The organism is Streptomyces sp. NPDC088194, from assembly GCF_040702025.1.
GTDB lineage: Bacteria > Actinomycetota > Actinomycetes > Streptomycetales > Streptomycetaceae > Actinacidiphila.
Window position 1 is genome coordinate 1 of the sequence record NZ_JBFBIV010000061.1, and the last position, 23,260, is coordinate 23,260.

14 protein-coding genes and 1 pseudogene are annotated in these 23,260 nt (G+C 69.6%); 13 read left to right on the top strand and 2 right to left on the bottom strand.

The annotated features are described in order from the left end of the window. A pseudogene (locus tag AB0399_RS28045) lies at positions 1-93 on the bottom strand (imidazoleglycerol-phosphate dehydratase); the annotation flags it as partial. 70 nt (positions 94-163) lie between these two features. Here AB0399_RS28045 and AB0399_RS28050 point away from each other — a divergent pair. The 12 genes from AB0399_RS28050 (at position 164) to AB0399_RS28105 (ending at position 17,051) form a co-directional block, all read left to right on the top strand. After that, positions 164-1,186, top strand: coding sequence for an LLM class flavin-dependent oxidoreductase (locus tag AB0399_RS28050; protein WP_366413240.1), 1,023 nt, complete (start codon positions 164-166; stop codon positions 1,184-1,186). 719 nt (positions 1,187-1,905) lie between these two features. Continuing rightward, on the top strand, positions 1,906-5,940 hold the full coding sequence (locus AB0399_RS28055) for a glycoside hydrolase family 3 C-terminal domain-containing protein (RefSeq protein ID WP_366413241.1): 4,035 nt from the start codon (positions 1,906-1,908) through the stop codon (positions 5,938-5,940). Positions 5,941-6,528: 588 nt separating this feature from the next. Then, a complete protein-coding gene (locus AB0399_RS28060) occupies positions 6,529-7,521 on the top strand; it encodes an Lrp/AsnC family transcriptional regulator (protein WP_329364645.1) in 993 nt (330 codons plus the stop codon). A gap of 86 nt (positions 7,522-7,607) precedes the next feature. Beyond that, positions 7,608-9,107: an aldehyde dehydrogenase family protein gene (locus AB0399_RS28065; protein WP_329364647.1), complete on the top strand. Its 1,500-nt coding sequence runs from the start codon at positions 7,608-7,610 to the stop codon at positions 9,105-9,107. After that, positions 9,104-9,985, top strand: coding sequence for a gamma-glutamyl-gamma-aminobutyrate hydrolase family protein (locus tag AB0399_RS28070; protein ID WP_366413242.1), 882 nt, complete (start codon positions 9,104-9,106; stop codon positions 9,983-9,985). The genes AB0399_RS28065 and AB0399_RS28070 overlap by 4 nt, the downstream gene beginning before the upstream one ends. Before the next feature lie 156 nt (positions 9,986-10,141). Further along, positions 10,142-10,618, top strand: a complete 477-nt coding sequence (locus AB0399_RS28075; RefSeq protein ID WP_329364652.1) for a DUF3830 family protein — start codon at positions 10,142-10,144, stop codon at positions 10,616-10,618. 55 nt (positions 10,619-10,673) lie between these two features. Beyond that, positions 10,674-11,570, top strand: coding sequence for a transporter substrate-binding domain-containing protein (locus AB0399_RS28080; protein ID WP_328469393.1), 897 nt, complete (start codon positions 10,674-10,676; stop codon positions 11,568-11,570). A gap of 10 nt (positions 11,571-11,580) precedes the next feature. Next, on the top strand, positions 11,581-12,555 hold the full coding sequence (locus AB0399_RS28085; protein WP_329364656.1) for an amino acid ABC transporter permease: 975 nt from the start codon (positions 11,581-11,583) through the stop codon (positions 12,553-12,555). A gap of 41 nt (positions 12,556-12,596) precedes the next feature. Next, the gene (locus AB0399_RS28090; protein WP_366413262.1) at positions 12,597-13,352 is read left to right on the top strand and encodes an amino acid ABC transporter ATP-binding protein; all 756 of its coding nucleotides are present in this window, start codon (positions 12,597-12,599) and stop codon (positions 13,350-13,352) included. A gap of 705 nt (positions 13,353-14,057) precedes the next feature. Then, the gene (locus AB0399_RS28095; protein WP_329364658.1) at positions 14,058-14,912 is read left to right on the top strand and encodes a LysM peptidoglycan-binding domain-containing protein; all 855 of its coding nucleotides are present in this window, start codon (positions 14,058-14,060) and stop codon (positions 14,910-14,912) included. Positions 14,913-15,150: 238 nt separating this feature from the next. Continuing rightward, complete coding sequence (locus AB0399_RS28100; protein ID WP_366413243.1) at positions 15,151-15,543, top strand: hypothetical protein; 393 nt, start codon at positions 15,151-15,153, stop codon at positions 15,541-15,543. A 281-nt stretch (positions 15,544-15,824) separates the two neighbouring features. Next, positions 15,825-17,051 carry a hypothetical protein gene (locus tag AB0399_RS28105; RefSeq protein WP_366413244.1) on the top strand — a complete coding sequence of 409 codons (1,227 nt, stop codon included), beginning with the start codon at positions 15,825-15,827 and terminating at the stop codon, positions 17,049-17,051. Between the two features lie 579 nt (positions 17,052-17,630). Here the strand turns inward: AB0399_RS28105 and AB0399_RS28110 are convergent. Then, positions 17,631-19,790: a tetratricopeptide repeat protein gene (locus AB0399_RS28110; protein ID WP_366413245.1), complete on the bottom strand. Its 2,160-nt coding sequence runs from the start codon at positions 19,788-19,790 to the stop codon at positions 17,631-17,633. 198 nt (positions 19,791-19,988) lie between these two features. Between AB0399_RS28110 and AB0399_RS28115 the strand changes: the two genes are divergently transcribed. Next, positions 19,989-23,168, top strand: a complete 3,180-nt coding sequence (locus AB0399_RS28115; protein WP_366413246.1) for a tetratricopeptide repeat protein — start codon at positions 19,989-19,991, stop codon at positions 23,166-23,168. The last annotated feature ends 92 nt before the right edge of the window (positions 23,169-23,260 follow it).

A 23,260-nucleotide genomic window follows, 5' to 3' on the forward strand; every position in this document is an offset into this window, starting at 1 on the left:
GCCGAACCGGTAGATGCCGACCTTGTCGCCGAGCGCCTGCTTGAACGCGGCGCCCAGCGCGAGCGCGGTGTCCTCGATCGTGTGGTGCGTGTCCCGGCACCGTGACCTGAGCGTTTCGGCCGGCCCGGGGAATCAATCAGGGCCGCCGAACGCTGTCCAGTAGGTGAAGAAGATCGGATTCCTCTCCTTCGGACACTGGTCGCCGAACCCGCACTCCGAGACGCGTACCGCCGCCGACTTCCTGCATCAGTCGATCGATCTCGCGGTCGCCGCGGAAGAGCTCGGCGCGGACGGCGCGTACTTCCGGGTGCACCACTTCGCGCGGCAGGCGGGCAGCCCCTTCCCGCTGCTCTCGGCCATCGGCGCGCGGACCTCGAAGATCGAGATCGGCACCGGTGTGATCGACATGCGGTACGAGAACCCGCTGTACATGGCCGAGGAGGCCGGCGCCGCCGACCTCATCTCCGGCGGCCGGCTCCAGCTCGGTATCAGCCGCGGGTCACCGGAGCAGGTGATCGACGGCTGGCGCTACTTCGGTTACACCCCCGCCGAGGGCGAGAGCGCCGCGGACATGGCCCGCCGGCACACCGAGGCGTTCCTCAAGGTGATCGAGGGCGACGGCTTCGCGCAGCCGAACCCGCGCCCGATGTTCCCCAACCCGCCCGGACTGCTGCGGGTCGAGCCGCACAGCGAGGGGCTGCGCGAGCGGATCTGGTGGGGTTCGGGCTCGAACGCGACCGCCGTGTGGGCCGGGCAGCTCGGGATGAACCTGCAGAGTTCCACCCTGAAGGACGACGAGACGGGCGAGCCGCTGCACGTCCAGCAGCGCAAGCAGATCGAGGCGTACCGCGAGGCGTTCCGAGCGGCCGGCCACCAGCGCACCCCGCGGGTGTCGGTCAGCCGCAGCATCTTCGCCCTGACCAACGACCTGGACCGGGCCTATTTCGGCCAGGACCGCGAATCGCGCGACCAGGTCGGCATGATCGACGACACGACCAGGGCGATCTTCGGCCGGTCGTACGCCGCCGAGCCGGACGCGCTGGTCAAGCAGCTCCGGGAGGACGAGGCGATCCAGGCCGCGGACACCCTGCTGCTGACCGTCCCGAACCAGCTCGGGGTGGAGTACAACGCGCATGTGCTGGAGAGCATCCTGACCCACGTGGCCCCGGAGCTCGGCTGGCGCTGACCCGCCCACCCGGGCCCGGGTCGCCCCGGCCCAGCCGCTCACCCCGGCTGGGCCGCACCCGTTTTCGGGGCCGCCGCCGCGAAAGGACCGTCACCGCGCCGGCGAAGTATACGACCGGCCCGCCCGGGCCGCCGCCCCACCGTTCCGCCTGACAAGCCGCAATACTCCGCGCCACCGGTCCGGCCACCGCACGCGTCGAACGGCCGCTCCGACAGCGACTTCCGTCGACTTCAGTCAGAAATATCCTCGCACGCCACCCGCCGAGGCCGCCCCGGAACGCGCCCGTTGGTCAGGATCGAGCCGACCGGCGCGGGCACACCGGGCACCACCCGCGCACCAGGGCGCGAAGTCGCCCGGACCCGGCTCCGACCTGGGCTGACGACCGCTTTTAGGCATATTCAACCCCGCTCGCCGCTACCCGCGCCGGCCCCGCCCAACCGCCCGATCTCCTTGCCAAAGCGCCTATCTGACGCATCGTGCGGGTTCCGTGGGAGTCCTGAAGGAAGTCTTGACTTCTGCTCATACCAAGCTGAACAGTGTGTCAGCGAGATTTCGTCAGCCCGGCAGGCAGCCGCGATGCACGGTGCGTCGTACGCGAAGGAGACATCGTTGTCATACCTACGCAATCCGCGCACTCCGCGCATGCCACCGTCAAACGGTGCCGGCCTGCTCCCCCATGAACCTGTGCCCCAGCGGGGTATGACGTGAAGGAGACAACCATGCGCTCCCGAAGACTCAGATCAGCAGTTGGACGACGAGTGCTGACCGCCGCGTTGGCGGTGAGCGTGGTCGCCGGGGTGCCGGCGGTGGCGCAGGCGAGTCCGCAGTCCGCGGCGCTGTCCGCCGCGGACTCGACGCAGCCGATCTACCTGAACACGCACTACACCTTCGCCGAGCGGGCCGCGGACCTGGTGTCGCGGATGACGGAGGCCGAGAAGGTCGCGCAGCTGCAGACCAACAACGCGCCGGCCATCCCCCGGCTCGGGGTCCAGCAGTACACGTACTGGAGCGAGGGCCAGCACGGCATCAACCGGCTCGGCGCCGACACCCAGGCCGGCGGTCAGGGCGAGCTGGACGTCACGGCGACCAGCTTCCCGGTGAACTTCGCATCCACGATGTCGTGGGACCCGGAGTTGACGTACCAGGAGACCACCGCGATCTCGGACGAGGTGCGCGGCTTCCTCGACAAGTCGCTGTGGGGGAAGGGCCAGAACAACATCGGCCCGTCCGCGTCGGACTACGGCGACCTCACCTTCTGGGCGCCGACGGTGAACATGGACCGTGACCCACGATGGGGGCGGACCAACGAGTCGTTCGGCGAGGACACCTACCTGGCGTCCACGATGGCCGACGCGTTCGTCAACGGCTACCAGGGCCAGACCCTCACCGGCAAGGCGCAGACCCCGTACCTGAAGGTCGCCGCGACCGCCAAGCACTACGCGCTCAACAACGACGAGAACAGCCGGCACACCCAGAGCGCGAACACCACCGACGCGAACATCAGGGACTACTACACCAAGCAGTTCGCCAGCCTGGTGCAGAACGCGCACGTCTCCGGTGTGATGACCTCGTACAACGCGGTGAACGGCACGCCGGCGCCGGCGGACACCTACACGGTGGACCAACTGCTCCAGGCCACCTACGGGTTCGGCGGGTACACCACCTCCGACTGCGGGGCGATCAGCGACGTCTACTCCTCCGGCGGCCACAACTGGGCCCCGCCCGGCTGGACGACCAACGGCACCACCTGGACGAACACCGCCACCGGCAAGCAGGTCCCCGCGGCCGCGGGCGGGCAGGCGTTCGCGCTGCGCGCCGGCACCCAGCTGAACTGCGCCGGCGGGGAGATGAACACGCAGAACATCGACGCGGCGATCTCGATCGGGCTGCTGACGCCCGGCGTGGTCGACAGCGCGCTGACGAAGCTGTTCACCGTCCGGATGCAGACCGGCGAGTTCGACCCGGCGAGCAAGGTCGCCTACACCAAGATCACCAAGGACCAGATCGAATCGCCCGCGCACCAGGCGCTGGCCGAGAAGGTCGCGGCCCAGGACCTGGTGCTGCTGCAGAACGACAAGGTCTCCGGCACCTCGGCCCCGCTGCTGCCGGCGAACCCGAAGAAGCTGAACAACATCGTGATCGTCGGCAACCTGGCGAACACCACGACGCTGGGCGGCTACTCCGGCCAGCCGACGCTCAGGGTCGACGCCGTGCAGGGCATCACCGCGGCGGTCAAGGCGGCCAACCCGTCGGCGACCGTCACCTACGACGCCTGCGGCACCTCGACGGGCGCCACCACGCCCGCGGCGTGCTCGGCCGGCACGCAGTCCGCGATCAAGAAGGCGGACCTGGTGGTCGTGGACGTCGGCTCGGACATGGGCGTGGCCGACGAGGGCACGGACCGCTCCACGATGGCCCTGCCCGGCAACTACGACTCGCTGATCAGCCAGGTCGCCGCCCTCGGCAACCCGCGTACGGCGCTGGTCATGCAGGCCGACGGCCCGTACGACATCCAGCAGGCCCAGAAGGACTTCCCGGCGATCGTGTTCAGCGGCTACAACGGCGAGAGCCAGGGCACCGCGCTCGCGCAGGTGCTCTTCGGGCAGCAGAACCCGTCCGGCCACCTGGACTTCACCTGGTACGCCGACGACTCCCAGCTGCCGTCGGTCGACAACTACGGGCTCTCCCCGTCCGAGACCGACGGGCTCGGCCGTACGTACATGTACTTCACCGGCAAGCCGACCTACCCGTTCGGATACGGCCTGTCCTACTCGCAGTTCAAGTACTCCGGCGTCAAGGTCGGACCCGGTTCGGTCTCCGCGGACGGCACGGTGAAGGTGGGCTTCGACGTCACCAACACCGGTACGACCGCGGGCGCGACGGTCGCCCAGCTCTACGCGGCGCCGCAGTCCGCGGCGTCCGGCAGCCAGTCGCCGAAGGAGCAGCTGGTCGGCTTCAAGAAGACGGCGGTGCTCGCGCCGGGGCGCACCCAGCACGTCAACCTGTCCGTCAAGGCCGCCGACCTCAGCCAGTGGGACGAGAGCGCGCTGAAGCAGGTCGTCCGCAACGGCTCCTACCAGTTCCGCGTCGGGCCCGACTCCGCCACCGTGGCGGGCTCCGGCACGGTGCGGGTGCACGGCGCCATCACGCCGAAGGTGCGGTCCGTGACGGTCCAGCCGGACGAGGTGCTCTTCCAGCCCGGCGGCACGCTGGACCTCACCGGCACCAACCCGATGAAGGCGGCGGACACGAATCCCTCGCTGGAGCAGAAGCACGCGCCGGCGGACCACATCGTCGAAGCGGCCGACAACGACCAGTCGCTCGCCGACCTGTCGCACGCGCATGTCACCTACCGCAGCAGTGACCCGCGGGTCGCCACGGTCAGCGCGCGTGGTGTGGTCACCATGCGGGCGCCCGGCGCCGCGACGATCGACGTGACGGTGAACGGCGTGACCGGCAGCACCCCGATCGTGGTGCAGAACCCGTTCGCTCTGGCGTCGGCGGCCGTGGTGAAGCCGAACACCACGATCACCGCGACCGCGACGTTCGCCAACACCAGCGCGCAGGCCGTCCGCAAGCTCTCGCTGGGTCTCGACTCGCCGAGCGGCTGGACGGTGAAGGCGACCTCTCCGGTGTCGCTGTCGAACGTGGCGCCCGGTCAGAAGGTGACGGCCACCTGGAGCGTCACGGTGCCGGCGTCCGCGAGCCCGGGCACCCAGGCGGAGTTGGACGCGTCGGCGGAGTTCACCGGCGGTGCCGGTGCCTACTCCGAGGCCGCGGTCAGCGCGGTCACGGTGACCTCGGGTGCCACGCCCGAGCAGGTCACCCCGGTGGTGACCGGGACCAACCCGCCGGCCGGGAAGTTCCAGGTCGTGCTGAAGAACCCGTCGGACACCCCGACCACGGTGACCGGGGTCAACTGGAAGCTCGGCAGCGCGTCGGGCACCCAGCCGGTCAGCGCGACCATCGCGCCCCAGGAGTCGGCCACGGTCGACGTGCCGGTGACGGGCGTCACCTTCGGCAAGGGATCGTCCTTCACGGTGACCAGCGTCATCGCCGGCGACCTGCCCTCGGAAGCCCTGTCCGGGCATGTCTCCTTCCTGCCGGTGGTCAACAAGAGCCTCGGCAAGTCGTGGACGCTCGACCAGGTCAAGGACGGCCCCGCGGTGGACATGTCCGCGACCGCGGACGGGAAGTGGGTGACGCTGGACGGCTCGCAGCCGTACGGCGGCGACTCCGACCTGTCGGGCAAGGTGTGGCTCGACTGGGACTCCGACAACCTCTACATCACGGCGAACCTCACCGATGACGTCCAGTCGCAGCCCGCGACCGGAGCGGACATCTGGCAGGGCGACTCCCTGCAGTTCGCGGCGACCTCGGGCGTGCCGGGTGCCTCGGCCACGGAGAGCACCGCCTCCGCCAACGGGCACTACGAGTACGGCGCCGCCCTCACCTCGGCCGGCCCCCAGCTCTACCGCTGGACCGCACCGACCGAGGGCAGCGGACAGGTCACCGACGCGACCGTCACCGTGACCAGGGACGAGGCGACCCACACCACGCTCTACGAGATGGCGCTCCCGTGGAGCGACGTCAGCTCGGTCCAGCCGACCGACAACACCGTGTTCTCCTTCGCGTTGGACGACAACGACAAGGACAACGGGGTGCGCAAGGGCTACGACCAGTGGGGCGACGGCATCGGCTCCAGCAAGGACGTGGCCGGCTTCAACATGGCCCAACTGATGCCCGCGAGCTGATCGCACCCGCTCCCCGCACGACCCCCTCGTGCGGGGAGCACGGTTCCACCTGACACCCACCACGGCCACCTGCCGCGCTTCGATCCGGTCCAAAGGACCCGAAGCGCGCCAGGTGGCCGTGCCCTTGCGCCCGTCCGGCGGGTCCGCCCGATCTGCGCCGCGGCCCAACTTCCCTATTCGGTAGGCGAGTTCGGGGTGGGCGGGTGCGCTCGGTGTGCTCTCTTCACCACCGGGCGCACGACTGCCCGGGGTGGGGGGTTCGCTGCGATCGTGGGGAGCGCATGCGAGTGCCGTGGATGACCTCGTCGAGGAGTGATCGTGGGAGAACGCCAACTGATATGCCATATGCGGACGTTGCGCGGGCGGAGATGCCAACGTCCGGCGATGGAGGGCTCGTCGCGGTGCGCGGACCACCAGGGTGCGTGGACGTCGTACGAAGCGGAGAAGCGCGGGGGCGCCGAGCGGGAGAGGTGACGGCCGGCCGCGCGGGGGGCGCGACGGGGTCCGCGCGACCACCGGGGCAGGGGGCGCCCGCCGTCGGGGGCGACGGGTGAGCGGGGGCCGGGGGCTGATCTAGTGTTCTGGGCTATGAACGCAGCAGAGGAGCTGACCGAGCCCGATCGGATGATCGCGTACGCCCTGCAGGTCAACGGGCGCGCGACCTGGGGGGCGATCGCCCGGGCGCTCGGGTTGTCGGAGCGGACGGTGCAGCGGCGGGGGCAGCGGCTGCTGGACGCCGGACTGGTGCAGGTCTCGACGTATCTGGACACCACGATCGTCGGCGAGGCGCATCCCCTGGTGCTGCGGCTGTCGACCCGCACCGGGGTCGCGCTCCAGGTCGGCGAGGAGCTCGCGCGCCGCCCGGACGCCTCGTCGGTCTCGGTGGTCGAGGGGTCCGGCGACGTGGTGTGCATGCTGCTGCCGCGCACCCGCCAGGACAGCTCCCGGCTGCTGCTGGCCGAGCTGCCGGCGATAGACGGCGTGGTCTCGGTGGAGGCCAGCACGGTGCTGCGCTACTTCCGGTCCGGTTACGACTGGAGCGTGGGCGTGCTGCCCGCGCCGGTGGTGCAGACGCTGCGCGCGGACACCCCGGCGCGCGGCGCGACCGCGTCGGGGCCGGTGCAGCTGACCCAGGAGGACGAGGCGCTGGTCGCCGCGCTCGCCGAGGACGGCCGCGCGACCGTGATCTCGCTGGCCAAGGCGGCGGACATCTCCGCGCCCACCGCCCGGCGCCGCCTGGAGGCGCTGTTCGGCGCGGGCGCGCTGCACGTACGGACCGAGCTCTCCTCGGCCGTGCACGACCTGCGGGTGGAGGCGCTGATCTGGCTGAGCGTGCCGCCGGACCAGGTGGAGGCGGCCGGCGCCGCGCTGGGCTGCCGCCCGGAGGTCCGTTTCTGCGTCGCCTGCACCGGCTCCTCGCAGATCCTCGTGGACTGCCTGGTCTCCGACCCGGCCGCGCTCTACTCCTTCCTCACCGGGGCCATCGGCTCCCTCGGCTCGGTCACCGTGGCCCGCTCCTCGGTGGTCCTGGAGGCACTGCGACGCGGCCCGATGCAGATGGCGAACATGAGACACGAGTGAGCCTCATCTGTCGGAACCAGAAAGAAACCATTGCCGAAATAGCCGACTAGGCATAATCTCTCCTCATCCAGAACGAGGAGAGATCGATGCGGCTTCACGACGCGGCTCTTGCCGCAGGGCTCGACTGGTCGGCCGGCCACCTGGTGGACGGCCGGCGGGTCCAGCCACACGGGGAGCGGGAGATCACCGTGGTCAGCCCGCGCGACGGCAGCGTCGTCGGGCTCCTGGCCGCGGCCGACCGGACGGACGTGGACCAGGCCGTCCGCGCCGCCCGGCTGGCCTTCGAGGACGGCCGCTGGTCGCGGCTGCCGGCCGCCCGGCGCGGCGAGATCCTCATCCGCTTCGCCGACACGGTCGCCGCCCACGCCGAGGAACTGGCGCTGCGCATCGCGATCGAGATGGGCAAGCCGGTCCGCGAGGCGCTCGACGTCGAACTCGCCGCCGTCGCCGGCTGCCTGCGCTGGTACGGCCAGCTCGCCGACAAGCTCGCGGACGAGAACCCGGCCTCGCCGGGCGACGCGCTCGCCCTGGTCACCCGCGAGCCGGCCGGCGTGGTCGCGGCGGTCGTGCCCTGGAACTTCCCGCTCACGATGACCGCGTGGAAGCTCGGACCGGCCCTGCTGGCGGGCAACAGCGTGGTCCTCAAGCCCGCCGAGCAGACCTCCTTCTCGGCGCTGCGGCTCGGCGAACTCGCCCTGGCGGCGGGACTCCCCGCGGGCGTGCTCAACGTCCTTCCCGGGTTCGGCCCGGAGGCCGGCGAAGCGCTCGGCCGCCACCCCGACGTCGACGTGCTCGCCTTCACCGGGTCCGTCGCGGTCGGCCGCCGCTTCCTCGGCTACGCCGCCGAGTCCAACGGCAAGCGGGTCTGGCCCGAACTGGGCGGCAAGTCCGCCAGCGTGATCCTCCCGGACGCCGACGTCGCGAAGGCCGGGCGCACCACCGCCTGGGCCTGCTTCTACAACCAGGGCCAGATGTGCAGCGCCTCCTCGCGCATGATCGTCCACCGGGACGTCGCGGACGAGGCGATCGCGGCCGCGGTGGAGGAGGCGCGGCGGATGCGGCCGGCCGACCCGCTGGACGCCGACGCTCCGTCGGGCGCGCTGGTGAGCGAGGCGCACCTGGCGCGCGTGCTCGGGCACGTCCGCGGCGCGCTGCGCGACGGCGCGACGCTCGCCGCCGGAACCGCGGAGCGCTTCGTGCCCAGCGAGGCGCTGGTGCGCGGCAGCTACCTCGCGCCCGTAGTGCTCACCGGGGTCACCGAGAAGATGTCCATCGCCCAGGAGGAGGTGTTCGGCCCGGTGCTGTCGGTGCTCGTGGTCGACAGCACCGACGAGGCGGTCCGGCTGGCCAACGCGACACCCTACGGCCTGGCCGCCGGGCTGTGGACCCGTGACCTGTCCACCGCCCACACGGTGGCGCGGCGGCTGAAGGCCGGATCGGTCTGGGTGAACTGCTACGAGGAGGGTTCCATGGCCATGCCCTTCGGCGGTACGGGCGCGAGCGGCTTCGGCCGCGACAAGTCCGCGCACGCGATCGACAAGTACACCGACCTGAAGAGCACCTGGTTCCAGCTGGAGCCCCGATGACCAGCCCGGTGCCCGCCACGCACCGCCACGCGCCCGCCGCCAACGGCCCGGTGCCCGCCACGCACCGCCCGGTACTGGTCGCCGTCACGAGCTGGCGCCGCCCGCTGGACACGTACCTGGGGGACGGCACCGACCTCTACACCCTCGGCACCGAGTACGCCCACGCGGTGAGCGCGGCCGGCGGCGTCCCGGTGCTGACCCCCACCCTCACCGCGGAGGAGGCCGAGGTCGTGCTGGACACGGTGGCCGGGGTGCTGCTGTCCGGCGGCGGCGACGTCCATCCGGCGACGTACGGCGCGGCAGGTGCCGCGGGCGCGGCGGGCGCGGCGGGCGCGGCGGGCGCGGCGGGCGCGGGCGCGGCCGACTCCGCCGACTCGGCCGGCGACCTCGACCCCGGGCGGGACGCGACGGAGACCGCGCTGGTCCGCGGCGCGCTCCGCCGCCGGATGCCCGTGCTGGGCATCTGCCGCGGCCTTCAGATCGCCAACGTGGCCCTGGGCGGCACCCTCAAGACCGACCTCCCGGTCACCGCGGCGCATCCGGCCGTCCACGGCGCGCGGGAACTGCGGAACCTGCGGCACGAGGTGCGCACCGACACATCCTGGCTGCGCGACTGCCTGCCCGACCCCGCGCGGGTCAACTCCATCCACCACCAGGCCCTGGACCGGATGGCCGCCGCGCTCCGCCCGGTCGCCTGGGCCGCCGACGGCGTGATCGAGGCGGCGGAGAGCCGCACGCCGGACTGGTACTTCCGGGGCGTCCAGTGGCACCCGGAAAAGATGACGGCGCCCGGTGAGCGGCACCACGCCGACATCCTCTTCGACGACTTCGTGGCCGCGGCCCGCGGGTACGCCGCGCGGACCCGCTCCGCCGCCTGACACCCCGTCCACCGACGGCCCCCAGCCCGCTCATACCGTGCGCTTCCGCGCACACCATGAGCCTCCTCACAATCCGTTCCTGTCCGAAATAAGACGAACTATCGTTCTTATCACCGCTCGCACGTGTGGCGACGGTCATCACTTCCGGAGAAACCCATGAGCACCGACCGCCGGATCTACCTCCAGTTCGACGACGGCACCCGCGCCGTGGCCACCCTCGCCACGGACGACGCACCCGAGACGTGCGCGGCCATCTGGGACGCCCTGGCGGAGCCCGTGACCGAGAAGGTCATGCACGCCATGTACGCCGGGCCGGAGATCATGTTCGGCCTGCCCGAGCAGGCGCACACCTTCGACCCCCGGGCCCTGCCCGCGGAGAACCAGCAGGTGATCCCCGGCGCCGGCGACCTCATCTGGTTCTTCCAGGAACCCGGCCAGATGTCCGGCCTGAACTTCGAGCTGTGGGAGGTCGGCATCTTCTACGGCAAGGGCGGCCGCGTGTTCGGCCCGCTGGGCTGGACCCCCTGCACCATCTTCGCCTCGATCACCGAGGGGCTGGCGGAGTTCGCCGCGGCCTGCGCGCAGACCCGGGTCAGCGGCGTGCGGTCGCTGACCATCGGCCGCGTCGCGTAGTACGAACGCCCCCGCCCCGAAGCCACACACCCTGCGAGAAAGTACGGCGCCCCTCATGAAGATCAGAAAGAGCATCCTCGCCGGCACCGCCGCGGTGGTCGCCGCCGGCGTCCTGACCGCCTGTTCCGGCTCCTCCTCCGACAACGGCGGCAGCTCGCCGAAGAACTCCGCCGGCAGCGGCACCTCGACCGCCTCCGTGCAGCTGCCCGCCGGCGCCAAGGGCGACCTGGTCGCCCCCATGGTCATCGGCTACCCGCCCTACGCGATGCTGGAGTCGGGCAAGGCGGTCGGCGTGGACGTGGACCTGGCGGACGCGCTCAGCGGGCCGTTCGGCAAGAAGGTCCAGCAGAAGAAGGACTCCTTCGAGAACGCGCTGCTGGGCGTGAACCGCGGCACGTACTTCGGCGCGTTCGGCGCGGACGTCACCGCCGAGCGCGAGAAGTCCTTCGACCAGGTCGCCTTCCTGGAGGACCACTACGAGTTCCTGTCGCTGAAGGGCAGCCCGGCGATCGGCGGCTCGATGGATGACCTGTGCGGCAAGAAGATCTCCATGGTCGCGGCCTCCAGCTCCATCCCGGTGCTGAAGGAGCAGTCCACCACCTGCGTCAAGGCCGGCAAGGGCGCCATCGACGTCAAGACCTTCGCCGACCAGGGCGCCGCGACCCTCGCGGTGCGCAGCAAGCAGGTGGACGCCACCACCGCGACCGTCACCAACCTCGGCTACGTGGCCAAGCAGTCCGGCGACGTGTTCACCCTCGGCGGCCCGCACTACCTGTCGGTCTACATCGGCGTGGCCACCAAGAAGGGCAGCGGGATGGCCCAGTCCGTCGCCGACGGCATCGACGCGCTGATCAAGGACGGGTCGTACCAGAAGATCCTGGAGCGTTACGGCGTCGAGAAGGCCGGCGTGACCAAGGCGCTCGTCAACCCCTCCCCGAACCCGACCAACTGAGGAACCGGCCATGGCCGACACCAGCAAATCGCCCCAGGGGACCGCGCTCCCCGGGAACACCGTGCCGCCCCCGGCCGACCGCGCGGCGGGGGGAGCCGCCGTGCTCCCCCCGCACCCCTTCGCCGGGATGACCCGCTCCCCGCACCCCCACTACGCGCGCAAGGTCGCCGCGGTCGTGGTCGTGCTCGTGTGCGCGTTCTGGCTGCAGGGCCTCGCGCGCAACAAGAACCTGGCCTGGGGCACCGTCGGCGACTACTTCTTCGACCACTCGATCCTGGAGGGCCTGGAGCGGACGGTGATCATCACCGTCGCCTCCATCGCCATCGCGGTCGTCCTCGGCGCGGTGCTCGCCAACATGCGGCTCTCCGCCAACTCCGTGCTCCGCGGGGCGGCCGGCGTCTACGTGTGGTTCTTCCGCTCGATGCCGCTGCTGGTCCTGCTGATCCTGGTCTACAACTTCTCGCTGATCTATCCCGCGCTGGGGCTCGGCGTCCCGTTCGGGCCCCAGTTCTTCGACGTCGACACCAAGAACCTGGTGCAGCCGGTCACCGCGGCGATCGTCGCCTTCGGGCTCCAGCAGGCGGCGTACACCTCCGAGGTGCTGCGCGCGGCGATCCTGGCCGTACCGAACGGGCAGCGGGAAGCGGCGACGGCGCTGGGCATGTCGAACATCCGCACCCTGCGCCGGATCGTCTTCCCGCAGGCCCTGCGGACCGCGGTGCCGCCGATCGCCAACGAGTCGATCAACCTGCTGAAGTCCACCTCCCTGGTGGCCTTCATCTCGGTGCCGGACCTGCTCTACTCCGTCCAGCAGATCTACAACAGCAACTTCCAGGTCATCCCGCTGCTCATCGTCGCCAGCCTCTGGTACATGATCATCGTCTCGGTGATGTCGGTGGGCCAGACCCTGCTGGAGCGGACCCTGCGCAACACCCGCGGCCGGTCCGCGAACCGGCCCAAGGCAATCGAGGTGGACCAACCGTGACCTCCACAGAGACCACCGCGACCACCGCGGGCAGCGGCCCCATCCTGCGCGCGGTGGACATCACCAAGCGGTACGGCGACCTGACCGTCGTGGACCACGTGAGCCTGGACGTGGCGCGCGGCGAGACCATCTGCCTGCTGGGGCCCTCGGGCGCGGGCAAGAGCTCGTTCCTGCGCTGCCTGAACATGCTGGAGAAGACGGACGAGGGAGCCGTCCTGCTGGACGGCGAGCTCCTCGGCTACCGGCCGCACGGCACCGCCGTCCGCGAGCTGCCGAACCGCCTGGAGGCCGCGCAGCGCCGGAACATCGGCATGGTCTTCCAGGGGTTCAACCTCTTCTCCCACATGACCATCCTCCAGAACATCATCGAGGCGCCGGTCGGCGTGCTCGGCCGCAGCAAGGCCGAGGCGACCCGGCGGGCCCGGGAGCTGCTGGCCCTGGTCGGGCTCAAGGAGAAGGCGGACGCGTACCCCGCCGAGCTGTCCGGCGGGCAGCAGCAGCGGGTGGCCATCGCGCGCGCCCTCGCCATGGACCCCCAGGTCCTGCTCTTCGACGAGCCGACCTCGGCGCTGGACCCCGAACTCGTCGCCGGCGTGCTGGACGTCATCCGGTCTCTGGCCAGTTCCGGAATGACGATGCTGATCGTCACCCACGAGATCGGCTTCGCACGAGAGGTGTGCGACCGGTTCGTGTTCATGGAGAACGGGCGGGTGGTGGAGACCGGCCCGTCCGCGCGGCTGACGCCGACGGGCGCCGCGCACGAACGCACCCGGGCATTCCTTTCGACGGTGCTCTGAGGGGCGGCGCAGCAGGTCCCCGAAGGGGCAGGAGAACTCAGAGCCGGATCAGGAGGCCAGGACGCCGAGAGGGCGCCCTGGCCTCCTTTTGCGCGCCCGTCGCCGCGCCACGGTATCCATACGTCACCGCGTGCACCGTATCCATGCGTCGCCGCGCCACCGCATCCATGCGTCACCGCATCACCGTATCCATCCGTCACCGCATCACCGCATCACCGCGTGCCCACGTCGCCGCATCACCGCGCCTGCGCGCCTGCGCGTCCCCATGTCGGCAAATCACCCGAAATCACCCGCCGAGCCGATCGCACGCGCTTCCTTATGTCCGATTCGATGACATAAGCGCTCCTTGGGCAATTTGCACGTCTAAGCCATTGTTAAGAAGGAAAAGCGTCCGCACTTTCCGCGCCCGCATCCTTACGTCGCGTTTCCCCATCGGGCGCTCCGACGTGATGCACGACATAGGACACACGTCACCTACGAAGCCGGTTAGTGCATTCTCGGGCGCCCCCGCCCCGCCATCCGGGGAGAAAACCGCGGAGACCATGTCCGTCTACTAAGCGGCATAGCACATAGGGCAATTGTGGACCCTTTTATCGGCTGCTAACAATGTGCTCGCCACAGCGCATCGATAAACGAAATGCGGGTCGGAATGACGAGGGGGGCCGACCACCACTGAACAAGCAATCGTGAAGAGGTCCGCAGATCATGCCCAAGCATGCCCACAACAACTCGATGAAGAAGCGTCTCGTCTCCACCCGGGGCGCCATCGTCGCCGGCACCTTCGCCGCGATAGCCTGCGCCACGCTGGCCGGTACGGCCCAGGCCGCCGAGCCGTCCGCCGCGAAGAACGCGCCGCACACCGCGGGCACCGCTCACGCCAAGCACGGCGCGCACTGGCGGGGCCACCACTCGTTCACCACGTACACGGTCAAGCCCGGCGACACCCTGATCGGCATCGCCCGCGCCCACAAGTCCCCGGGCGGCTGGCACGCCATCGCGTGGGCCAACAAGATCCACAGCCCGTACATCATCCACCCGGGCCAGGCGCTCAAGGTCCCGGCCGGCAAGGCCACCCCGGCGAAGTCCGGCGCGTCCGCCTCCTCCACCTCGTCCGCGTCCTCCTCGGCCACCACCGCGAAGGCGGCCCCGTCGGCGGCGAGCAGCTCGTCGGCCACGACCTCGACCGCCACCACGGCGTCCGACGCGTCGGCCACCACGACCACGGCGACCCAGACCTACCCGGACAACCTGGACGGCTGGATCAACCAGGCGCTGGCGATCATGAAGCAGAACGGCATCCCGGGCAGCTACGACGGCATCTACCGCAACATCATGCGGGAGTCCTCGGGCAACCCGAACGCCATCAACAACTGGGACTCCAACGCGGCCGCGGGCACCCCGTCCAAGGGCCTGCTGCAGACCATCCAGCCGACGTTCGACGCCTACCACGTCGCGGGCACCTCGAACGACATCTACGACCCGGTCGCGAACATCGTCGCCGCGTGCAACTACGCGTACCACGTGTACGGCTCCATCGACAACGTCAACGGCCCTTACTAAACCGCTCGCGGGGCGCTGTCCCCCGCCCGCGCCTCCCGACCCGCCGCCCTCCTCACCGGGCGGCGGGCCGGGGCCGTTTCGGGGCCGTCACGGGGCCATTCGTCCGGTTCCCCCGGCTCCCGCACCGGACGCCGTGGTTCCGCGAAGCACCAGGTGAGAAGCCTCTGACCGGGGATCGCGCCGCGCTACGCTGCTGCCGGGCCCGGCCGGACCGTCCGGCGGGCCGGAGGGGGACGGCATGACGCGCAGGCAGAGGATCACGACGTACCTGGCCACCGCCACGGCGCTGGCCGGCACCGCGCTCGCCGCCGGCGCGACGCCCGCCGGCGCCGCCACCGCGCGGTTCGAGGGCAACTCCCCGGTCGTCCTCCAGGGCTGCGCCGTCGTCCAGGAGATCCAGCTCCAAGGCTCCCCGGCCCACGACCACATGCGGTGGGAGACCGAGGGCGACTCCCAGGGCTGCCGCGCCTGGATTCAGAACGACGCCGGCAACAGCGCCGACGTCATCGAGTCCCAGCAGGTCACGACCGCGGGCTACCACCACAGCTCCTGGTACTACGACGGCCCCGGCCGCCTCCTGACGGTCTGCGTCCAGCGCGGCACCGACAGCGCCTGCGGCCCGACGAACTGAGTCCACATCTGCCGGGCGGCCGCGCGCTGGAGTAGGTTCGACGGGCAGGCGGCTCTGCCCCGTCAGCACGTGTCGCGTCGCCGCGGTGCAGTCGGCGGTGTTCTTCGCGTACCGAGCGGTCCTGGGGCCCTCCGTGTTCCGTACGAGGTCGACGCTCCTCCGCTTTCCTCCTCGTTTGCAAGTTTCTTGCAAGGGTCCGGCGAGGCTTCCGTCCAGCCCGTCGGGTATCCAGCCAGAGAGCGCGGGATGGGCCCGCTTTCGGAGACTGCTGGGGGGACGGCATGTCGGCGTTACAGACAATGACGACGCAACCACAGAAGGGGAGGAGGCAGTATCTGACGATTGTCGCGGGCAGGAGACTGCTCGTGGTGGCCCACACGGTCACGTACACGAAGCGACTGTTCGACGTACTGGCGCTGTTGGAGGGGGACTTCCGGCTTCAGGTGGTGTTCACGACACCGCCGCACGTCTTCGGCGACGAGGTGCCGGCCTTTCTGGCGAACGCGGGGTGCGCTGTCGTGCCGTGGCACGACGCGGTCCGAATGGACTTCGACCTGGCGCTGGCTGCGGGGCGCGGCGGCATGGAGCAGGTGCGAGCGCCCTTGATCACGATGCCGCACGGCGCCGGCTACCTGAAGAAGGTAACGGGGGCGGAGAACAACGGGATCGCCGGGATGCGCAGAGAGGACCTCCTTCCTGGAGGGAAGGCCCCTGCTGCTGTGGTCTTGCCCCATGAGGACGAGTTACGCGAACTGGCGCACCACTGCCCGGAGGCCCTCCCGTACGCCGAGGTCATCGGCGACCCGGCGTACGACAGGATCACCGCGAGCCTTTCGCTCCGCGGCCGGTACCGACAGGCGCTCGGACTGTCCGCGGATCAGAAGCTGGTCGTACCGGTTTCGACGTGGGGGCCCCGGTCGTCGTTCAGCCGCTTCGAAGCCCTGCTGCCGAGGCTGATGAGCGAGCTGCCTAGCGACTCCCACCGCACTGCCGTGCTCATGCATCCCAACATCTGGTCGGGGCATGGGCCGTGGCAGGTGAGGTCCTGGCTGTCGAGGTGCCGACAGTCGGGAATCGCTCTCGTGCCACCCGAGGCGGACTGGCGGAGTGTCCTGATCGCAGCGGACGCGATCCTAGGGGACCACGGCTCGGTCACGCTGTACGGGACACTCACAGAGGCGGCGTTGCTGCTGACCGGCTCACCGGAGGAGGAGATCAACCCGGCCTCTCCCGCTGCCGCACTCGCCGTCACCGCGCCGACGCTCTCGGCGAGCCATCCTCTTCTCGAACAGATGGAGTACGCCGCGGGCGAGCGCCGGGACGAAGAACGGGCCGCCATCGCCGCACGGATCACGTCCGAGCCGGGTCGCTTCAGCAGGAACATGCGCCGGCTGATGTACCGCGTGATGGGCTTGAGCGAGCCGGCGCACCGGCCCGTGACGTACCTGCTGCCGGAACCGCCGCCGTTGGAGTCCCTGCTGCCGGGGTCTCACCGGGAGTCGGCATGACGGGCTTCGTCACCGTCCTGATGCGGGCGGCGTGTTCGCCTGGTGCCGAGTGTCCCCCTCGCGGGGGTGCGCGTGACTCTCTGCCGGGGTTGTCTGTTGCGGTGCGGTCACAGGGACGCCGGATCGTACTCTCCGCGCGGCTAGGCCCGGCGGACTGCGCGCCTATGCCGGTTGACGAGCACTTCGTCGTGAACGCCGACTCCGGTCAGGAGCGGCGGTGGCCGACGTGCGCCGACGTGGTGACGGCGAGCCGGGCACGGCCGGTCGGGGAGGCTCTGAGATGGCTGGATGACGTGACGGCGAGGCATCCCGCCGTCACACTGGCCGCTGTTCCACTGGCGACGGGCGGGTGGGCGGTTGTCGGGGGCAGGACCGACCCCTGGGCGGGAGCCGCGGCAGGGGCCGGTGCACGATCCCGAGCCCGAGCCCTCGGTCATCGTGCGACCGTGCTTGCCCATGACGTCATCCCCGCCCATCCGCTCTTCCCCTCCTGCATGCACGCGTGGTTGGTGGCCGGCGGGTCCCTGCACGGTCTCGCGAACGCCGACCTCGTCGTCGTGGTGCGGCCCGCCCGACGGCTCATTCCGTCCCGGTATCCCCTGAGCTGGCATGACCCAGCGGCCCGCCCGCAAGACCGCGCAGGCGGTGGGCGTCCGCCGGACTGGTGATCTCGTAGCAGCCCGCCGCCTGGGCCCACAGGTCCCGGGCGGCGGGGCGGTCACCGTGCTCACTCGCGCTCTGCCCCAGCATCTCCAGAGTGCGGGCCTGCCAGTATGCCGCGCCCGAGGAAGCGAAAACAGCAAGCGCCTCCTCCATCCGGCCGATGCCGACCTGATACTCGCCCGCCCGCACGTTCGCACGGCCCAGGAAAGCGAGGGCGCGTGCCGCGTCGTGCGGATCGTCCGCAGCCAGCAGCACGTCCCGAGCCGAGGAGAAGTCGGCCACAGCATCATCCGGTCGGTCCGCCGCGAGTGCGATCTCGCCCAGCACGGTGCGGGCCAGTGCCGCACCACGCGGATATCCGCAAGCTTCCCAAACCTCGATGGCACGGTTCAGGTAGGGCGCGGCCTCGTCAGGGCGCCCGACCTCGCGATGGCACCGGCCAATGCCCAGGAGGGCCTGCCCTTCGTCCCGCACGTCGCCTGCGGAGCGAGCCGCGTTCAGGGACTCCTCGTACCAGCGTGCCGCGTCATCGTGGCGGCCTGCCGCGTTCAACCCGATGGCACCGGAGTTGAGCATCTGCCGTTCGGCCTCGGCGTTTCCGTCCCGCCGGGCGGCGGTGAGTCCGATCTCGTGGGCCTCGATCCACAGGTCGTAGTGACGCATCTTGAGGAACAAAGGCCACATGGCGTCTGCGAGTTGCCACGCGGTTCGATGCCAGCCGCGGTCGGCCGCCTCCCTCATCAGCACCATGAGGTCCATCCGGTAGGCATCCAGCCAGGCGATCGCACCGGCATCGTCATCGAACGGAACGGACAAGTCAAACAAATCAGATGAGTGGGCATAGTCACGGGGCAGCACGAACTGGACGGGAGTCAGGCGCTGTTCGGCGGCTGTCGCGGTCCTCAGATACCAGTCGCAGACACGCCGGACGGTGGCATCGCACTGAGCGGGACTGCCGTCAGCGCTGCCCAAGGTACGGGCATGGGCGCCGATCAGGTCATGGAATCGGTAGCGGTCAGGGCCGATATCCTCCACCAGGTTGGCCTCGACGAGCTCGTCGAGCCGGCGTTCAGCCCATCGCAGCGGCTGGGCGCACGCCGCGGCGGCACCACGGGCATCGAAGGTGGTCAGGGGTAGCCTCCCGAGCCGCCGGTAGGTGAGGGCCGCTCCCGTGCTCAGCACCGCGTATGACGCGTCCAGCGCCTTGCTCACCGTTGTCTCGCCCTCAACCTCGAGCGCCGCCATCCCCTCCGCGTCGGGTGCCAACGCGTCGGCGAGTACTGCCACGGGCTGCCTGGGCCGTGACGCGAGCCGCGCGGAAGCCAGGCAGACGGCGAGTGGAAGCCCCGCGCACAAGCGAACGACTCGGTGCACGTCGGCCAGTTCGCTGGCTACCCGGTCCGCGCCGATCCCGCGGGACAGCAGTGCGACCCCGTCGGCAGCGTCGAATCCTTCCAGGCGGTGGAAGTCCGCCCCGTCCAGGGCCAATCCGGTCAGTCGCCGCCGGCTCGTCACCACGACCACGCTTTGCCGACCGGCGGGCAGTATGGGGCGTATCTGGGCGGCGGTGAAGGCATTGTCAAGGATCACCGCCACCTTGAGCCCCGCCGACCGTGACCGCCATTGCGCCACTTGCTCCGCCAGGGCCGCCGGAACCGAGGTCGCGCCCAACGCCCGGAGGAACCGGCCCAGCACCTCGCCCGGCGGAGTCGGGCCATCCGATGTGTGACCGCGCAGGTCTGCGTAGAAGAGACCGTCGGGAAAGTCCGCGTCCCGTTCGCTGAGCCAGCGGGAGACCAGCGTGGTCTTGCCGATGCCCGCCGGCCCGTTGACCACGATCAGGGCGGCGCCCGAATCGGGGCTCTCTCGCCCCGCCACCAACCGGTCCAGGATTTCGAGATCACGTCGACGATTAACGAAATGGCTTGGAACAGGTGGTAGTTGACGTGGTATCAACCTCTGCTCGGAGTACAGGTGCAGGCCGCCGTAGACATCGCGGGCCTGTATCGCGACCCCCGACAACCGCGCATCGCCGCTGATGCTGTTGTGATGGATCTCGTGCGACGAGCCGCCCATCGGTCCCCCCGGGCAATCGATGTTCGCCCAACCCTGGTCATCCGTCGTCTACCCAGAACAACGCACGGACGAAAAGGAGCCGGAACCCGACACGCCGACGAACAGAGCTATCCGGCCAGAGCTCCCGGACCGTCTGGCGCCCCCAGCACACTGATGTCATCCTCATCGTGAGGGACGGACCAGCGGGGAGGGGCGCTGGTGGATTTCCACATACTGGGGCCGGTAGCACTGCAGGTCAACGAAGAGCGCCTGGAACTCGGGTCGGTGAAGGAGCGGACTCTACTCGCTGCCCTCGCACTGGACGTCGGGCGTCCTCTCGCGCTGGACACGATGGTGGGGCGGTTGTGGGACGGAGCACCGCCGACGCACGCCCGCGAGAACACCCACACCTACATCTCGCGGCTGCGGGGACGTCTGCGACGCGCGGGCGGCGGTCCTGACGCGCCGCGTATCGTCAGCCGTGCGCACACCTACGTCCTCGAAGCCGATCCGGACGCCGTGGACTGGCATCGCTATCAACGCCTCGTGGGCATAGCCGCGAACAGTGACGACGAGCGTGCGGTGGACATGTTCGCGTCGGCCGACGCCCTGTGGCAGGGCGAAGCCCTGGCCGGGCTCTCGGGCCTGTGGGCCGAGACAGCACGGCGGACGCTCTCCGAACGACGCCTGGCCGCCACGGTCTCCCGGCTCGGCGCCGAACTCCGCCTGGGCCACTTCGCAGAGTTCGTGGGCGAACTCTCCGCACTGGCCGCAGAACATCCCGGCGATGAGACACTGTTGGGGCACCTGATGCTCGCCTACTATGGCAGCGGGCGGTACACCGACGCGCTGCGCGTGCACCAGCAGACTCGCCGCGTACTGATGACGGAATACGGCGCACGACCGGGCCCGGCGCTGGAGCGCATCCATATCGGCGTGCTGAACCACACTCCGGTCGCCGATCTTCTTCGAGCCGCGACGACCACTCTCGCGCCGGCGACCTCGGCTGCGTCACGAACCGAGCCCGCGCCGGAACACGCGCCCAGGAACCTTCCCAACCAGCACCCCCTCATCGGCCGGAACGCCGAATTACGCGCATTGGCCGAATCCCTCGATCCGACGGCCAAGGGCTCCGTCCTCGCGTTGGAGACCGTCAGCGGCATGGCCGGGGTCGGAAAGACCGCGGTCGCGGTCCGCACCGCGGTCGAACTCGCAGACAGGTACCCAGACGGACAGCTCTATCTGGACCTGCGGGCGCACTCATTACTCCAGGACCCGCTGAGCCCTGGCGCAGCTCTTGCCACGCTGTTACGTCTACTCGGTTCACCGGCCACGAACATCCCGGTCGATGTGGAGGGGCGGGCCGAACTCTGGCGCTCCATGCTCGCCAGACGCCGCTCTGTCATCGTCCTCGACGACATCGTCGACGCGGATCAGGTCCGCCCCCTGCTTCCCAGCGATACCCAGTCCGTCGTCATACTGACCAGCCGTCGGCACATCACTGGCCTGCCGACCACCCGAAGCATCCTGCTCGATGTCCTGCCCGAAGCGGACGGGATCGCGCTGTTCCGAAGATTCGCGGGCGAGGAACGCACTCGGGACATCGCGGAAGTCTCGCGAATCGTTCACCTCTGCGGCTACCTTCCGCTCGCGATCGAGCTCGTCGCCAACAGGTTCCAGGCGCGGAGGGCATGGACCCTCGCAACTCTCCGCGAACGGCTGACCCGCGATCCCGGGCGCCTGGGTGAGATCCGGGATACCGATCACGAGATGGTCCGAGCCTTCGATCTGTCCTATCGCACTCTGACCAAGCCGCAGCGTACGGCGTTCCGCTACCTGAGCCTGCACCCGGGAGCCGACTTCACCGCCGAGGTAGCCGCCTCCGCCCTAGGCCTCCCGCTGGATGCGACGGAGCGACTGCTGGAGGATCTCCTTGCCTGCCATCTCCTGCGGGAACCTGTGCCCGAGAGGTACCAATACCACGACCTGCTACGTCAGTACGCGTTTCGGCTGGCCGAGTCGGAGGACGACGATCGGGTTCGCGACCAGGTCGCGCATCGGATCGTCAGCTTCTACACGCAAGCCGTCGACGCCGCTGACCGCCTCGCGTATCCCCGCCGCCTCCGCATGGCTCCGCTGCCCGTCACACACCCAGCACCCCTGCCGGCTTGGAGCGATTCCGAAGCCGCCAGGTCCTGGCTGAGCACGGAACGCGAAAATGTGCTGGCTGTCGAGCAGTCCGCCGGCATCGACGGACATCCCGAACGTGCCGCGCAACTCGCCTTCTGCATCGCCGGATTCCTCAACGCTGAGTGTTATTGGCAGGACGCCGGTGAGATCTTGAGGCGCGCGGTCGCCCAGTTGTCGGAGACCGCCTCCCCGCCGGTCCTGTGCCGCGCCCTGCTGGGTCTCTCAGACGCTCTGGCCAGCACAGGGCAGTATCAGGAAGCAACCGGGACGGTAAAACGGGCGCTGGAGATTTCCCGCGCCACCGGCGACAAGGCCGCCGAGGCGGAGGCCCTTCGCGCCGTCGGCGCATTGCAGTGGCACCGCGGAGAACACGCGACCGCGCTCGAATACTTCCAGCAGTCATTCGCCATTCATGCACAACTTGGCAATATCGGGGATCAGGCCCGCCTGCACAACAACATCGGCGTGGCGCAACTGTATCTGGGCGAGAACGACCGGGCCCTCGAGCATTTCGAGAAATCCCGTGAAGGCTCAACGGCGATCGCCGATCAGAAAGCAGTGGCAGTGGCTCTGAACAACATCGCCGACTGGCATTCGAGGGTCGGCCGCCTCGATCTTTCTCGCCAGGCGTTCGAGGAAGCCGTTTCCTTGTTGGACAGTTCGGGAAACCGATATGAACAAGCAACCGCGCGCAGTAGTCTGGCCGACGTTCTCACCGAACTCGGAGACATGGAATCGGCATTGACATTGTGCCGTTCGGCGCTTCCCGTGTTTATCTCGCTCGGAGACATGAAGAGCCAAGCAGACACCCATGTCAGCATGGGCGAAGCGCACCGAAAACGAGGCGAATACGGTGAAGCGACCGCCCATTTCACGGAGGCTCTCCAGGTCGCGCAGAACATCGGGGCAGCTCACCAGATGGCACAGGCGTTCCGCCATCTCGGGCGAACAGAGTTCGACGAGGGTCGACTGGACGTCGCCCAGGCGCATCTTCAGTCCGCCGTCGCGACCGCAACAAGAATCCACGACCTGGACGAGGTCGTGGAGGCGCAAGTCGTACTCGCCGACATACTGACCGCGTCCGGGCAGACGCAGCAAGCGTACACGCTATTGCAGCGAGCCTTCGCCGCAGCCCAGGCTCAGGACCATCGGGCGACGAGAACCATAGCGCAACGACTGAGGGAACCGAACGACAACTCGGACAGTTGATCACACACTCCCATAATCCCCCACCCGGGAGCATGGTGACTCTTCACAGGCCACACACCAAACGCATTGAATTCGCGCCTCAGAGGCTCGAT

Excerpts from the sequence above, each read along its gene's own strand:
- AB0399_RS28070 (WP_366413242.1), top strand. The coding sequence starts at position 9,104 with ATGACCAGCCCGGTGCCCGCCACGCACCGCCACGCGCCCGCCGCCAAC.
- AB0399_RS28105 (WP_366413244.1), top strand. The coding sequence starts at position 15,825 with ATGTCGGCGTTACAGACAATGACGACGCAACCACAGAAGGGGAGGAGG.
- AB0399_RS28065 (WP_329364647.1), top strand. The coding sequence starts at position 7,608 with ATGCGGCTTCACGACGCGGCTCTTGCCGCAGGGCTCGACTGGTCGGCC.
- AB0399_RS28100 (WP_366413243.1), top strand. The coding sequence starts at position 15,151 with ATGACGCGCAGGCAGAGGATCACGACGTACCTGGCCACCGCCACGGCG.
- AB0399_RS28060 (WP_329364645.1), top strand. The coding sequence starts at position 6,529 with ATGAACGCAGCAGAGGAGCTGACCGAGCCCGATCGGATGATCGCGTAC.
- AB0399_RS28110 (WP_366413245.1), bottom strand. The coding sequence starts at position 19,790 with ATGGGCGGCTCGTCGCACGAGATCCATCACAACAGCATCAGCGGCGAT.
- AB0399_RS28085 (WP_329364656.1), top strand. The coding sequence starts at position 11,581 with ATGGCCGACACCAGCAAATCGCCCCAGGGGACCGCGCTCCCCGGGAAC.
- AB0399_RS28075 (WP_329364652.1), top strand. The coding sequence starts at position 10,142 with ATGAGCACCGACCGCCGGATCTACCTCCAGTTCGACGACGGCACCCGC.
- AB0399_RS28080 (WP_328469393.1), top strand. The coding sequence starts at position 10,674 with ATGAAGATCAGAAAGAGCATCCTCGCCGGCACCGCCGCGGTGGTCGCC.
- AB0399_RS28055 (WP_366413241.1), top strand. The coding sequence starts at position 1,906 with ATGCGCTCCCGAAGACTCAGATCAGCAGTTGGACGACGAGTGCTGACC.
- AB0399_RS28095 (WP_329364658.1), top strand. The coding sequence starts at position 14,058 with ATGCCCAAGCATGCCCACAACAACTCGATGAAGAAGCGTCTCGTCTCC.